This window comes from Paenibacillus sp. 4624, from assembly GCF_050435065.1.
Lineage (GTDB): Bacteria > Bacillota > Bacilli > Paenibacillales > Paenibacillaceae > Paenibacillus > Paenibacillus amylolyticus_D.
This window is the reverse complement of the sequence record NZ_JBNDJR010000009.1, coordinates 69,423-83,410: the sequence shown is the minus strand read 5'-3', so window position 1 is coordinate 83,410 and position 13,988 is coordinate 69,423. Positions and strand designations below refer to the sequence as shown.

The following is a 13,988-nucleotide window of genomic DNA, read 5'->3' as shown; positions in this document are numbered from 1 at the left end:
GAAGGGGAGCCGTAATACGATGCCGACACTTCGTGTACGAGTTGGGCAATATCCACTGTTATTGGAGTTGTGTAGAGCCATTAATGAGTTAAGACAAGATAAGTTGTGGACTGTTCCTAAGGAACGAAACTATCCGCCTGCGCTCTTGAATCTTATCCGTAATCGGGGTCTTCGTTCTAATGTCTATCGCTATTGGGGCAGTTTGCTTCTGAAAGATATGTTGGCTGTCCAAAGTGAGCCGGAAGTTAAATTGGTCAAACGCATATTAAGTGCATCTGCGGATACCAAAGCGGATGAGGTTATGGCTGAATATGAAAGTCATCTGGCTTCACAATGCGAGGCGATTCGTGAGTATCTCGCACCTTTAATCCAAAATTTTGACATTGCCGAGGTTGTTGAACTGAAGCTTTACCCGCTATCAACCATGCCTCCTCCGCAGATCGGAAGATTCGGGGCCAGCCTGAGCAAAGCAACAACAACATCCGTTCATTTGGCCTTCGGCGCACCACCGCTTCATCTGTGGGATGACTTTAACCTGACCGTCTCTTTCTTCGCACGAGGCGGCATTCATTATCTCGTTAAAGAATGGCTGCTTGCTCACGAAGGTGAATATGGAGAAGTAAAGGAAGGTTTGAAGCCGTATCTGATTAATCTGGTATCGGCGATCATTTTAATGGAAGTGGATCACTTTTTCAGCACGAATTTTGATCTGGTTTTCCATGAAGAGGACAAATTAGTCTATCAGTGGGCACTCTCGCAATATGATGGCAAGATGGGGTTTGGTAACCATCTGATTCAATATGTTCGCAATCTGAATGCGGACTGGCCGCCTCCGCATCTGGGAGATGTTCGTCATGACGTCCCTATGACGGTCGTACATACGATCCAGAAGAAGGTTCGAGTCTCCATAAGCGACCAGTACAACCTTTTGGCAAACACCAGATGGATTGCTGATTATTATGATATTGCGGAGGCGGAGGATGATGGCGGATTGGGGAGGGCATATCCGTTTCTGGTCTTGCCATGGAATGCAGAAGGTGCTGCCGAGATCTGCTCAAGGCATCATATACAGCACAGCTATCATGAAGCCGCCGTGACTTATGAGCATATGACGGGTCAAAAGCAGTTCGATACCACCGATACCCTCTGTCTGCTCATAGACGATGATGCGGAGTCCTCTTGGAAGTTTGTTTTACTGTGTCCTTCCGCGCGTACCGGATCAGGTTATTACATTGAGACTTCCGTATTGTCACAGATTCATACAGCAATCGCTTTCGTAGATTCTGCCTCGGGAAGGAGAATATTATGAGCCGTTTACAGGCCGGATTGGTCCAGATGTGGATGATTGTCCGGGCAGGGGATCGGGCGATCTGGGTATTGTTAGCGCTTATTCTTGCACTCGGCGTATGGCCTGGTTTCATGGTATGGGCAATCAAGCATTCGGTGAATCAACTGGCTAATGGCGACCGCAACGCCTCTTTAGCTTACATAGGCATTATTGCTGGGGCTGGCACGATTGCGATTTTGCTCAACGTGATACAGCCCTATTTTCTTAGAAAAGTAAAAGACCACGTCTATCATAATCTGTCTATCCGTTTGTTTGACAATGTGAATCGCAGAACAGAAAATGAGCTGCTCCGTGCGTCGACGCGAAACCGGATTTCAAGCACCTCGGAATCGGTCAGCTCCATCTACCATGGTGGACTGGACGGGTTGTCGGCACTACTCCAGGTCATTATAACGGGATTTTCCCTGACATGGATTCTGCTAGTTGTAGCATGGTGGGCGCCCCTGCTAATTCTCGCTGGAACGGTGCTTAATGTTTGGCTCATGAAAAAGGCAGCAGCTACTGAATCGGATTTTCTACAAAGCATCTCGGAAAAAACGAGGCTGGAAGGAACTTTTCTGGACATGCTGACCACATTAAAGTCTGCCAAAGAAATGCGTGTTTTTGGCATATCCGGTTGGGTGAAAGACAAATGGCAGACCGAGCAGATTCGAATTGCACAGTTAACGATCAGACAAATGATCAAGACCGGATTTTACAGATTGGCAGGTCAACTTGGCAGCGGGGTTGTAACAACCATTGTATTGCTGGCCGGGTTATGGAAGCTTTGGCAAGGTACACTGCATCCCGGAGAAGTCGCAGCACTGCTAATTGGGGGGCTGCATCTGGAACAGTTACTGGGTCTGGTTCTTAGCCAGGGCAAGCACTGGTTGGGACGGAAAATGTTCTTGGCGGAACTGATTCAGCAGCCCGCAGAGGAACAATCGAAAACAGTGGCAAATCCGGTTACAGAGACAGTTGCAAACACAGCTGTTGCCAGAAGTACAAACATAACTCCGTATGCGGGTATGGATACAGGCACAGTAGGCTGCCAAAATAATGATATCCATTCTACCTACGCCATTTCTGTTCGACAACTAACGTTCAGTTATGACGGGGATCATGATGTGCTGAAAAACATCAACTTTGATATTGAACGCGGAGCCAGGGTGGCGATCGTTGGCGCCAACGGCTCAGGCAAAAGTACCTTGATGCTGATGCTTGCGGGCTTGTTGAAGCCGGACCATGGTTTCGTAGTGTCGGAGGATACAGGTGGCTTCTGTTTGCAAGACTACGGACGTTATAAACTATCCGCTGCCGAGAACGTGTATCTGGGTGATATTACTCGCAAGGAGCATACGGAAGACATAATGGAAGCATTGAAGCTGACCAATGCCCAATTTGTAAACACACTGCCTCAAGGGCTACAAACCGAGTTGTGGCCGGAAGTCGGGGGATCGGATTTGTCAGAAGGCCAGTGGCAGCGGCTCGCGTTAGCCAGAAGTATGTTCCGGGCTATTTATCGGGCAGGCTCGGTCATTATCATGGATGAGCCAACGTCCAAACTGGACCCGAGTAACGAATTAAGCATTCTGGAGTCCATCATTAACCGATTAGAGGGATACACCGTATTGTTTGTTGTTCATCGTCTGGTGGGTTGCGCCTTTGCGGATACAGTTCTTCTGATGGATCAGGGAGAAATCCGGGACTATGGAACACATGATGGATTGCTTCAGACAAGCGAACCTTATCAAGCGATGTGGAAAGCCTCTTCTTCTTTTATGGAGACGATGAAGGAAGAGGAAGGAGGGGACGTGGCCTAATGTGGTTAACCAAGGTAAAGAACAAACGAAAGTTATTACCATGGATTGCGTTCGCTCTGTCCGTGACACTGTTCAAAGGGATATTGCCCGCCGTTCGCATTTTTTTATTCGGTTATGCTGTTCAGCAAGTGATTTCCGGGGTGGATCTCGATCGGATGATTCTGCTGATGGCCTGGTTTGCGGCAGCAACCATCGGAGAGAAAGTGATGGATTCGTTGTACGGCATTGCGCTGGAGGGACTGCGTGTTCATATGGGCCGAGCCGCCAAAGAGCTGTATATCGATCAATATAACAAAGTACCCTATCAGAAACTTCTCGATGCCTCGTTTTCCGAATCAGCGGAGAAGGCAGCGAACGGTCTCGATCGTGGACATCGCGTTCTTACGCTGGCCCTGGATGTTCTGAGTGCCGCAGTAACTTTAATCAGCTTGGGTACAGCGCTATGGTTTGTCACGAAAATCGGGTGTCTGGTGATGATGGTAACCTTTGCTTTTGTTGTAATCAAACAATACAAGCTGGGCCGCCAGATGTTTAACATAGAAAATCAGCTGTCAGGTCAGCGTATCCGTGAAAATTATTACCGTAGCACTGTCATGGACTTTCAACTGGGCAAGGAACGAAAGCTGTTTGGATACTCCCCTTATATCGTGGGTCTGTGGAAAAATACATTTACGGACATCAGCAAGACCAATCAATCCTTTCTCCTTACCTCCCAAAAGACATCAGGACTGATGCAGATTGGTCAACTTCTTCTCATCTCAGTGGCTTATATGGTATCGATTCTGACGGCCAGTTCATCCATCGGTGGTTTAATCATCGCCTTTCAATTAATTGATGAATTGCTTGGCAAAGCCAATGCATTTGTACTGGAGCTGCGCATGTTTACCAGTGAATTACTCACTGCGTCCAATCTCTCTCGTTTTTTGGCTAAAGATACTGCTGATCAAGTCGAGACCCCTGCCAAGGAAGCGAACAACGAAATTGAACTGAATGGAGTGGGATTCTCCTATCCGAATCACAGCAATCCTGTATTGACCGATGTGACCATGCATTTTCGTACTGGAGAGCTCGTCGGGCTGGTTGGGGAGAACGGAGCTGGTAAAACAACGCTATGCAATCTGATCTGTGGTTTGCTTGAGCCTGCCGAAGGCGAGATTTGGGTGGATGGAAAGCCTAGCTTGCACACCGACAGGTTGCGTTCAGTCTCCGTTGCTTATGCTGATTTTTCCAGATTCCCGCTAAGTGTTCAGCAGAATGTTGGACTTCATCAAAAGTGGAGTGATGTTGCGCAGCAGCTTGTACAGGACATCATCGAGCGAAGCGGAGACAAGCGGCTCGGTGCAGGGTATACAGACGGAACGGAGCTGTCGGGCGGACAATGGCAACGTGTGGCGGTTGCCCGGGCGATGGCTAATACCCGAACGATGCTGATCCTGGATGAGCCTACGGCTGCGATGGACCCTGTGATGGAGGAAAGTGTCGTTCGAAGTGTGAAACAATTTGCCGCTCAAGGCAAAGCGGCATTGCTGATTGCACATCGGGTCAGTACGGTGATGCATTGTGACAGAGTTTATGTAATGGCGGATGGACAGATTGTGCAGGAAGGCGCACCGCTTAGACTGTTGGAGGAAGATGGCGTATTCAGGGATATGTACGGTGCGCAGGTTGCATTGCTGAGGAAGCAGGGAATGGCCGCATCCGTCGGATGATATCTGGAAGCGTTGGAAAGGGGAAATATCGATGAAAGTACTCGTCGTATCACGTGGAAACGGATTTGGACATGCGAAGCGTGATTTGCTTGTTGCGCAGCGGCTTATACAGTTCAATCATGAAGTCATTATCGCGTCTTATTCCTCCGGATTTCAATACTTGCAGAGGGTATATTCAGGTCAATTGATCGATCTGGAGCTGCCTTCTGCTGGCAGCAGTGCCGAGCGAACCTTGAAGTTGCTGGACTTGATACGTCGCACACAACCCGATGGGATCGTGGTGGATGAAGAGCTGCTTGTTCTACCACTTGCCAAAAGTTTGGGTATTCCCACCTGCTTCATTACCAATTGGTTAGAGGATGAACAGGAGACGCTGGGTTATCTGCACATGGCGGATCGAATTGCGATTGTGGATCAGCAGGAACACTGGATGTTCCCGACATCGGACTCGATTCGGGAGAAGCTGCATTTTGTGGGCCCGGTGGTTGAAGTGCCTGAACGGGCTGCGGCCAGGGAGAAAAAGATTGTCATCACGTCAGGCTCAGCGACGATTGTGGACGTTCCTTTTTTCAAAAAAGCAATAGCGGATCTGAAAGGGGAAACCGATTATATCAAGCTGGTGTACAGCGGTACATTGACGAAATCATTGCAGCGGCTGGGGGATGAAACGACACAGTTTATCGCTGACCCAAGCTCTTTCATGGATAAAGTGAGAGACAGCTCGCTGGTGGTGTGCAGGGGTGGACATACGACATTGTGGGAATTGGCTTCGCTGGGTATACCCGCCATCGCTGTTCCCCGGCGGGAAGAAGTGAATCGCAGCAACATTGTATATGCACGGCAGATGGGCGAGAGAGGTTATATCCGTTGGCTGGAGGAATCCGACATGGATCAGGGTTTGATCGCTGCGTATGCCCGTGAGATTTTGCGAGGTGAGACACAGCTTCAAACGTATGCTTATGATGGTGCAGCACTCGATCATCTGACCTCTTGTATTCTGGAAAGCTTTTCACTTCAGCTTGCGGAGAAGCCGTTATGAACGTGACAGTCATCATCCCGGTGTATGGCAAACCGGATGTGTTGCACCTGACTCTGCAGGCGCTTGCCGGGCAGCATTACTCCGACTTTTCCGTCTGGCTGGTGGATCAGGGAGGCACGATTCCTTTTGAGCAGTTCAGGAATGCCTATGAGGACAAGTTGCGTATTCATTACATCGATACCCCTGCGCATACAACAGTGTCTGACAAACGGAATAGGGCGATTCGTGAATCCGCTGAGGATGTTGTTATTTTTCTGGATGCAGATACGATTGTGTGCGCTGACTTTGTAGGTGAACATATGGCGCTGCAGTGTGCCGGGAACGAGGTGGTGATCGGTTATATCTATGGGAAGAAGGGCATGCAACGGGAAGAGCTGAACTATGAGGGGAAGCTGGAGCTTGAGGCTTTTATGCGATGGTTTGAGCATGAATCCAGGCGTATTCCAGACGAGCGTGAGAAATATTATGAGCCGGTGCAGGATCAATTGATGCGATTGCAGTGGCCTTGGGCTGTATTCTGGTCAGGTAACATCTCTGTATCCCGAGCTGCATTACAGCGTGCTGGCGGATTTGATCACAGGTTCAAAGGCTGGGGCATCGAGGACATCGAGGTTGGCTACAGACTTGTTCAATCTGGCTATGAACTCACCTTAAGCCGCTCGGCTTGGGCTGTGCATGTGCCACACGAGGTGGATGAGGCGAAGCGAATGCAGGATCAGACGGCAAATGCCAGAATGTTTTTACGAAAATATCCTGCAATGGAGATTGAATTATATTTTCTCAAAGTGCATGACTGGAGGAAGGTCCCAGATCGAGGCGAAGCCATAGCTAAAGCAGCAAATAAAGCCACAGTAACAGCAACGACGTCCATAGCCGACACCCTCATGCAGGAAGATGAACTGACCCATGGGATGCAGAAGATTATACAGATGGTCACTTCCAGCTACGACACGCACTTTTTACTGGTAGGTTATGATGCCAAACTGTTTGTTTTATCGCAGGTGAGCACACTGATTGACCCCAGAGCGATGAGCGAAGGGCTGATGAATGTTTCTGGAAAAAAGGTCTACAGGCTTGCCGGGAGCTGCATGCCGTTTGAGGCATTATCATTTGATGTTTGTATCATTACACCTGTGTGGACGATGTACAACCCCGAGATGATTCCTCATCTCCTCATGGAAGCATTGAGAACCTCACGTGTATGCTATTGTTTAAGTCCAAGAACGGAAATTTTGCCTCTGCTTGCAGTCCTCACTTCTTTGAAAAAGCTGGGCAGAGACATCGAATACAGCATTGTGGATGTCGTAGATCAAAACATGAAGCTTATCACGTGCAAAGATCGTGGAATGATTCAAGTTCAGGAAGGGGGCATGTTAGATGATCAAGGGCGTTACCGTCATCATTCCTACATATAATCACTCGGATTTACTGGAACGAACGCTTGTATGTCTGAAACATCAGGAGGCTGACATATCATTATTCGAGGTCATCGTGTGTGATGACGGGTCAAGTGATGATACGAAAGAGGTCGCCTGTTCCTTTGAATCCGATCTAGATCTGAGGTACTGCTATCAGAAGGATCTGGGGTTTAGGGCAGGAACGGCACGTAATATGGGACTGCATCTGGCTAAACATGAGATATGTGTATACCTGGATACCGGTGTATTGATTGGTGCCGACCTTATTCTTAACGTCATTCAATTTCACGATCTTCACGAACATACAATTGGACTCGGCACGGTTCATGGTATGAATCAAAAGGATCACCAGCATCCACTTGCTAAATACTTGCAATCTATTGCTTCCTCCGAACATCCCGAGGCATGCTTGCGGAATCCCATGTTGAAGGCTTATCCCGATTCCAGACAAACACAGTTTGATTTTTATGAAAATGATCTGGATCGAAGTTCTGCTCCATGGTCGATGTTTTGGACAAGCATGGTTTCTGTGGAAACCTTTCTGCTAAGACAGGTGGGCGGATTTGATGAGTCGTTCCACGGCTGGGGGCACGAGGATCTGGAATTAGGTTACCGCCTCTGGAAGGCAGGTTTGCATTTCCGGTCCGATCCTTCGCTCCGCGCGCTGCATTTGCCACATGAGCAGTTCAATCCGGTGCAGATGACAAGTCGGAAGAATCATCTGCACTTTGTGAAGCTGCATCAGGAACTTCCGGTGGAACTGTCCTATGTGAACGAAAACTTTATTTTTGAAATGCTGCTTGGACAGTTGAATGTTGCGGATCAATACCTGCCTCAAAATTATGATGATCTTGATCCGAACCTGCTTGGTTCCCATGAAGAAGGAAGACGATTGGCAGTGGGGTATATAACCCCGGCGTTTGCTAGCAGGTTGAACATTACGGATGTGTTTGCGTGTAATCAACGTAACGCCGAGATTATTCGTACACAGAGACCGGATGTTCACACCGCTTTCAAAGCAGGGTTTGTCAATTTCTGTGAGGATAATATGTATCAGACGGTTATCATTACAGATGTATGGAAAGTCATCCCGATTACATTGTTAATTGTACTGCTGGATGAGATGCTACGGATAGCCAAACGAGTCTATCTGCTGGATACAGCGGATTTAGAGCTCGATAAACTGCCGATCGTCGGCGAGCTTCTTCCAACCGGATTCCATGCGGAGTCGATTGCAAGTGCTGGCAAAACAGAAGTTTATGCCATAACCCGGCTGGTGCAGCAGCTTCATGTCGAAGTAAACAACCTGTAAAGGGGACAGGTTGTTTTTCGTTTTTATTTTCACTACAATCGAGTAGAACAAGTGCGCTACACCACTATGTTAATGAACCGGGGGAGAATGAGGATGACCACGAACTCCATTGAAAATGAGAAAGAACTGTCACCGGAACAACGTGATGAGTTGTTCAAGGCATTAAAGACCCGTTTTGAAAAGAATACGAGTCGTCATCCCGATCTGGAATGGGTTAACGTTGAGGCCAAACTCGAAGCACACCCGGATAAACTGTGGTCGCTTCACGAGATGGAGCAAACAGGCGGCGAACCGGATGTCGTGGAGTTTGACAGTGAGACAGGTAAATATATCTTTGTGGATTGTTCTGCAGAGAGTCCCAAGGGCCGCCGCAGTGTATGTTACGATCAGGCTGCACTGGATGCACGCAAAGAAAACAAGCCCAAACATAGTGCTGTTCAGATGTGCATCGAAATGGGCATTGAACTTCTGGACGAGACCCAGTATCGGGAACTACAGCAACTGGGGAACTTTGATCTGAAAACATCCAGCTGGGTGGTGACCCCTGAACACATTAGACAGCGGGGTGGGGCTATTTTTTGCGACCGCCGTTACGATACCGTATTTATGTACCATAATGGTGCAGAGTCTTATTATGCGGCAAGAGGTTTCCGCGGTTTGTTAAGGGTGTAAATGAAATCTAGAGTGAGCTAGGTTAGATGAATGAGGACAGTCCAACAGTAATAGAGAGGAACGATTCGGCAAGCTGCGAATCGTTCCTCTTTTTAATTTAAATTAAGTTAGTTAAGCTATATCTTCTTTTTCATTTGGCTTCTCAATATGCACCATAACCCGAACCAGGTAATCCTCCGCATGCTGCAGCACAATCTCATCCTGCATGTAGTCCTCGTAGGCATCCCCCTTAATGACGTACTGTTTCTTCTCGATGTAATCAAAGATTTGCGGAAAGAACTTCTCGGTATCTCCATAGTCGGCTCTGGCATAAGACACTAGATAATACCCCTCCGGCATATACGCCTGTTCATGATGCTCTGTGGTCATGTAGCTGTACATATGGGAGATCATGTCTCCATTTTTCTGAAGTAAATCAGCTTTAGGGATGATGACGCCGCCGGGATAACCGAGCGGTGCATGTTCCTTGTTCAAACGTACTCGAAAATCCTCCCAAATTTCCTCAGGGAACTCCTTTTTGGATGAGTAGATGCGGCGGCTCAGCAGCAAGGGGGTTTCGGGTTGCCAGATGACATGCATTCGGCTGGTGTCGAGGTGCATGGATTGCTCTATATTTTCCGCACGTTGAATAATCATTTGTTTCGCCTGAGTCAGTTTGGCAATTTGCAACTGCAGATTTTCTTCCTGTTTGCGCAACAGTTGGAGGGTAGTTTCCGGAGAACGCTCGCCGAGATGTTGCTGGATTTCCTCCAGGGACATGCCCAATTCTTTGAAAATATGAATAACGCCGATCATTTCAAACTGGCCGTGGCTGTAATAGCGGTAACCGTTATCTGCCACATAAGCAGGTTTGAACAGTCCGATGCGGTCGTAGTAAATGAGAGTTTTGCGCGAAACCTCGGACAGCTTGGAAAAAGCACTAATGGACAACATTTCATTGGGATGCATAAGTACCTCCAGATCAAAAAAGTGGATTGACTGTATAGTTGCTATACAGTTTATAATACGGCTGTTCTGACCGCCGATCCACCTTTAGATGGCTGATCAGGGTGTTTATTTTAGACGAGGAGAATGCTTATGGTAAGGAAATTACTGCAAAGTGTACGGGAATATAAAAAAGATATGTGGCTGACGCCTTTGTTTTTACTTGGTGAAGTGGCCATGGAAGTCATTATTCCGCTGTTTATGGCTGAATTGATTGACCAGGGGATTGCCGGAGGCCAGATGAATGAGGTAGTGAAGTATGGCTTGATTCTGATGTTGTTTGCCCTCGTGTCTCTGATCTTTGGAGCGCTGGCGGGTAAGCATTCTGCGATTGCGATGTCGGGGTTTGGCAGAAATCTGCGTTATGACCTTTTCCGTCATGTGCAGCAACTGTCGTACTCCAATATGGATAAATTCTCAACCTCAGGCATCGTCACCAGGCTGACTACGGATATTACGCATGTGCAAAATGCGTTTCTAATGATTATCCGGATTGCCTTCCGCAGTCCGGTGATGATGATTTTTGCGACAATTATGACGTATCGCATCAGCCCATCCATTGCTTCTTGGTTCATGATTGTTATCCCTGTGCTGGCCATTGGCATGATCATCATCATGAAGTATTCTTTTCCGATTTTCGAGCGTGCCTTTGACAGTTACGATGATCTCAATAAAGTTGTTCAGGAGAACGTCCGTGGCATCCGGGTCGTGAAATCCTATGTGCGAGAAGAGCGTGAGGTATCCAAGTTTCAGGCCGTATCCCAGCGGATCTTTACACAGATGGTTAAGGCAGAACGCATGCTGTCGTATGAAATTCCGCTGATGCAAGTTGTGCTGTATGCCGTGATGCTGATCATCTCATGGATTGGTGCCAAACTGGTTGTGGGTGGAAGCATGACGACCGGCGAGCTTACGAGTGTATTCGCGTACTCCATGCAAATTCTGATGAGTTTGATGACCCTGGGTCTCGTTGTTATTATGGTTGCCATCGCCCGGGCTTCGGCAGGACGGATTAATGACCTGTTAAGTGAACAGCCGGACATTACCAGTCCGGAGTCACCCGTTACAGAGCTGCACAGCGGGGAGATTGAATTCCGCGATGTATCCTTCCGTTACTCAGGCAAAGCCGAGAATTACGCCCTGTCTGGCATCAATCTGCGAATTTCTTCGGGACAGACGATCGGTATTATTGGAGCAGCGGGCAGTGCAAAATCCACCTTGGTACAGTTGATTCCACGTCTATATGATGCCAGTAAGGGTGAAGTGCTCGTCAGTGGAGTCAATGTGAAGGAGTACGATCTGAGTGTACTTCGCAGCCAAGTCGCAATGGTATTGCAAAAAAACGTCCTGTTTGAAGGTACGATTAAGGAGAATCTGCGTTGGGGCAATGAACATGCGACCGACGAAGAGTTGATTGAAGCGTGCAAAGCGGCACAGGCACATGAGTTTATTTCCACGTTTCCGGATGGATATGACACTCATTTGGCACAAGGCGGTACGAACGTTTCAGGAGGTCAGAAGCAGAGACTGTGTATTGCCAGAGCTTTACTCAAAAAGCCGAAGATTCTGATTCTGGACGACTCCACCAGCGCCGTAGATACACGAACCGACGCGTTAATCCGAAGCGTTTTCAAGGAAAGCATACCGGATACAACCAAAATTATTATTGCCCAGCGTATTGCATCTGTGGAAGATGCGGATCAGATTGTCGTGCTGGATGAAGGCATGATGGTAGATATCGGAACCCATCAGGAACTGCTGGGCAGAAATACAATTTATCAAGAGGCTTATTATACACAGACGCAAGGCGGTGAAGCACTGGATGGATAACATACAATATGGTCGGACAATAAAACGTCTGCTAGCCTACTTTAAATATTACAAATTCAGAACGACAATAGCGCTAATTCTGGTTCTGGTGAGTTCCGCTGTCTCTGTCGCTTCTGCGGCCTTTCTGCGATTGCTGATCGACGACTTTATTACGCCGCTGCTCGGGAATCAGAATCCCGTGTTTGACGCCTTGTTACAGGCTTTAATCATTCTGGCTGTGATCTACGCTGCTGGAGTCATGAGTACGTTTATCTCGAAACGGCTAATGATTACCGTCTCACAGCAGATTATGAAGAGGATTCGTGACCGCTTATTCCATCACATGCAGAAGCTGCCGATTAAATATTTTGACCGTAAAGCCCACGGGGATATTATGAGTCATTACACGAACGATGTGGACACGCTGAACATGATGCTGACGGATGGATTACCCCAGCTGTTGTCCACTGCGGTGACAGTGGTGGTTGTTCTCGGTACGATGTTGTATCTTGATGTGCCTTTAACGATCGTGGTTGTACTCGGGGCACTCGCCATGCTTTGGGTTACCAAAACCTTGGGTACCAAGGCTACCGAGCACTTTTTCCGGCAGCAGGAGTCGATTGGTGTGGTGGATGGATATATCGAGGAGATCATTCATGGGCAAAAAGTGGTGCAGGTGTTCGGTCGCGAGCAAAAAGCGATGGAACAATTTGCCCGCCTGAATGATGGATTATTTGATGACTCGGCGACAGCTAACAAATATTCGAATATTCTCATGCCAATCAATGCAAATCTGGCCACATTAATCTACGTGCTTGTGGCCATTGCAGGCGGAGCAATGGCAATATCGGGCTGGAATGCCGGTCTGACTCTGGGAAGTATCGCAGCTTTCCTGAGCTTGTCCCGTAATTTTACGATGCCGATTGCCGAAATTTCCTCGCAGGTCAACATGTTTGTCGTGGCTCTCGCAGGGGCAGAACGGATCTTTAACCTGATGGATGAACAGCCTGAAGCAGATGAAGGCCGGGTGACCTTGGAGAAAAATCAGGATCAGACCGGGTGGGGCTGGAAACTGGAGGACGGAACAAGCATTGTTCTGAAAGGAAAAGTGGAATTTAAGGACGTCAGCTTTACGTATGACGGAAAGAAACAGGTGCTTCAGAATATTACGTTATATGCCATGCCTGGACAGAAGCTCGCGTTTGTAGGTGCAACGGGTGCAGGCAAGACTACCGTAGCCAACTTGCTCAATCGTTTCTATGATATCACAGAAGGCGAGATCATCTATGACGGCATTAATATTCAGCGTATTCGAAAAGCGGATTTGCGGCGTTCTCTGGGAATTGTACTGCAAGACACGCATCTGTTCTCGGGCACGGTAGCTGAGAATATTCGTTATGGAAGGCTGGACGCCAGTGACGAAGAGGTGATTCAGGCGGCGAAGCTGTCTTATGCGGCGAGTTTTATTGAACGATTGCCTGATGGCTATGAGACCCGACTTGATGGCAACGGCAACGGTCTGTCACAGGGGCAGAGTCAACTGCTGGCGATTGCCCGAGCGGCGATTGCGAGTCCGCCTGTCATGATTCTGGACGAAGCGACCTCATCCATCGATACACGTACCGAAGCGCTGGTTCAGAAGGGGATGGATAATCTGATGCAGGGTCGAACGGTATTTGTTATCGCCCATCGTTTATCTACCGTGCGAAATTCTGATGCCATTATGGTGCTGGAGCATGGCAAGATCAAGGAACGTGGCGACCATGAACAGCTGTTAGCGGCGAAAGGTACTTATTATCAATTGTATACTGGAGCTTTTGAGTGGGATTAAAGTTTAACGTAGTATTTAATCATCAAAGAGTATACTAGAAAGCAGCCAAGATCAAAAAGGGGGT

General features: G+C 48.0%; 9 protein-coding genes and 1 pseudogene. 9 read left to right on the top strand and 1 reads right to left on the bottom strand.

Annotated elements, in window-relative coordinates; translation table 11 throughout:
• Window positions 1–19 precede the first annotated feature (19 nt).
• The 7 genes and pseudogenes from ABIE27_RS20455 to ABIE27_RS20425 all read left to right on the top strand — a co-directional run bounded on the left by ABIE27_RS20455 (window position 20) and on the right by ABIE27_RS20425 (window position 9,300).
• Window positions 20–1,309, top strand: coding sequence for a hypothetical protein (locus ABIE27_RS20455; protein WP_123064904.1), 1,290 nt, complete (start codon window positions 20–22; stop codon window positions 1,307–1,309).
• Window positions 1,306–3,150 carry an ATP-binding cassette domain-containing protein gene (locus ABIE27_RS20450; RefSeq protein ID WP_429351358.1) on the top strand — a complete coding sequence of 615 codons (1,845 nt, stop codon included), beginning with the start codon at window positions 1,306–1,308 and terminating at the stop codon, window positions 3,148–3,150. Before ABIE27_RS20455 ends, ABIE27_RS20450 begins: the two co-directional genes overlap by 4 nt.
• The gene (locus ABIE27_RS20445; protein WP_123064906.1) at window positions 3,150–4,859 is read left to right on the top strand and encodes an ATP-binding cassette domain-containing protein; all 1,710 of its coding nucleotides are present in this window, start codon (window positions 3,150–3,152) and stop codon (window positions 4,857–4,859) included. The genes ABIE27_RS20450 and ABIE27_RS20445 overlap by 1 nt, the downstream gene beginning before the upstream one ends.
• A gap of 31 nt (window positions 4,860–4,890) precedes the next feature.
• Window positions 4,891–5,898, top strand: a complete 1,008-nt coding sequence (locus ABIE27_RS20440) for a glycosyltransferase (RefSeq protein WP_429351357.1) — start codon at window positions 4,891–4,893, stop codon at window positions 5,896–5,898.
• Window positions 5,895–7,313, top strand: coding sequence for a glycosyltransferase family 2 protein (locus ABIE27_RS20435; protein ID WP_429351356.1), 1,419 nt, complete (start codon window positions 5,895–5,897; stop codon window positions 7,311–7,313). Before ABIE27_RS20440 ends, ABIE27_RS20435 begins: the two co-directional genes overlap by 4 nt.
• A pseudogene (locus ABIE27_RS20430) lies at window positions 7,276–7,917 on the top strand (glycosyltransferase); the annotation flags it as partial. The gene ABIE27_RS20435 and the pseudogene ABIE27_RS20430, both read left to right, overlap by 38 nt.
• A gap of 804 nt (window positions 7,918–8,721) precedes the next feature.
• Entirely contained in the window at window positions 8,722–9,300 is a 579-nt protein-coding gene (locus ABIE27_RS20425; RefSeq protein ID WP_123064910.1) for a DUF4256 domain-containing protein, read from the top strand.
• 111 nt (window positions 9,301–9,411) lie between these two features.
• Here the strand turns inward: ABIE27_RS20425 and ABIE27_RS20420 are convergent, their stop codons facing one another.
• The gene (locus ABIE27_RS20420; RefSeq protein ID WP_123064911.1) at window positions 9,412–10,248 is read right to left on the bottom strand and encodes a MerR family transcriptional regulator; all 837 of its coding nucleotides are present in this window, start codon (window positions 10,246–10,248) and stop codon (window positions 9,412–9,414) included.
• Window positions 10,249–10,377: 129 nt separating this feature from the next.
• On the opposite strand from ABIE27_RS20420, the gene ABIE27_RS20415 reads away from it, so the two are divergent.
• Together ABIE27_RS20415 and ABIE27_RS20410 are read left to right on the top strand one after the other, a co-directional pair.
• Window positions 10,378–12,114 carry an ABC transporter ATP-binding protein gene (locus ABIE27_RS20415; RefSeq protein WP_123064912.1) on the top strand — a complete coding sequence of 579 codons (1,737 nt, stop codon included), beginning with the start codon at window positions 10,378–10,380 and terminating at the stop codon, window positions 12,112–12,114.
• Window positions 12,107–13,924 (top strand): ABC transporter ATP-binding protein, encoded by a 1,818-nt coding sequence (locus tag ABIE27_RS20410; RefSeq protein WP_123064913.1) that lies wholly within the window; start codon window positions 12,107–12,109, stop codon window positions 13,922–13,924. Before ABIE27_RS20415 ends, ABIE27_RS20410 begins: the two co-directional genes overlap by 8 nt.
• The last annotated feature ends 64 nt before the right edge of the window (window positions 13,925–13,988 follow it).

What these genes read in the sequence shown, in the direction of transcription:
- ABIE27_RS20455 (WP_123064904.1), top strand. Translation starts at nt 20, where the DNA reads ATGCCGACACTTCGTGTACGAGTTGGGCAATATCCACTGTTATTGGAG.
- ABIE27_RS20450 (WP_429351358.1), top strand. Translation starts at nt 1,306, where the DNA reads ATGAGCCGTTTACAGGCCGGATTGGTCCAGATGTGGATGATTGTCCGG.
- ABIE27_RS20445 (WP_123064906.1), top strand. Translation starts at nt 3,150, where the DNA reads ATGTGGTTAACCAAGGTAAAGAACAAACGAAAGTTATTACCATGGATT.
- ABIE27_RS20440 (WP_429351357.1), top strand. Translation starts at nt 4,891, where the DNA reads ATGAAAGTACTCGTCGTATCACGTGGAAACGGATTTGGACATGCGAAG.
- ABIE27_RS20435 (WP_429351356.1), top strand. Translation starts at nt 5,895, where the DNA reads ATGAACGTGACAGTCATCATCCCGGTGTATGGCAAACCGGATGTGTTG.
- ABIE27_RS20425 (WP_123064910.1), top strand. Translation starts at nt 8,722, where the DNA reads ATGACCACGAACTCCATTGAAAATGAGAAAGAACTGTCACCGGAACAA.
- ABIE27_RS20420 (WP_123064911.1), bottom strand. Translation starts at nt 10,248, where the DNA reads ATGCATCCCAATGAAATGTTGTCCATTAGTGCTTTTTCCAAGCTGTCC.
- ABIE27_RS20415 (WP_123064912.1), top strand. Translation starts at nt 10,378, where the DNA reads ATGGTAAGGAAATTACTGCAAAGTGTACGGGAATATAAAAAAGATATG.
- ABIE27_RS20410 (WP_123064913.1), top strand. Translation starts at nt 12,107, where the DNA reads ATGGATAACATACAATATGGTCGGACAATAAAACGTCTGCTAGCCTAC.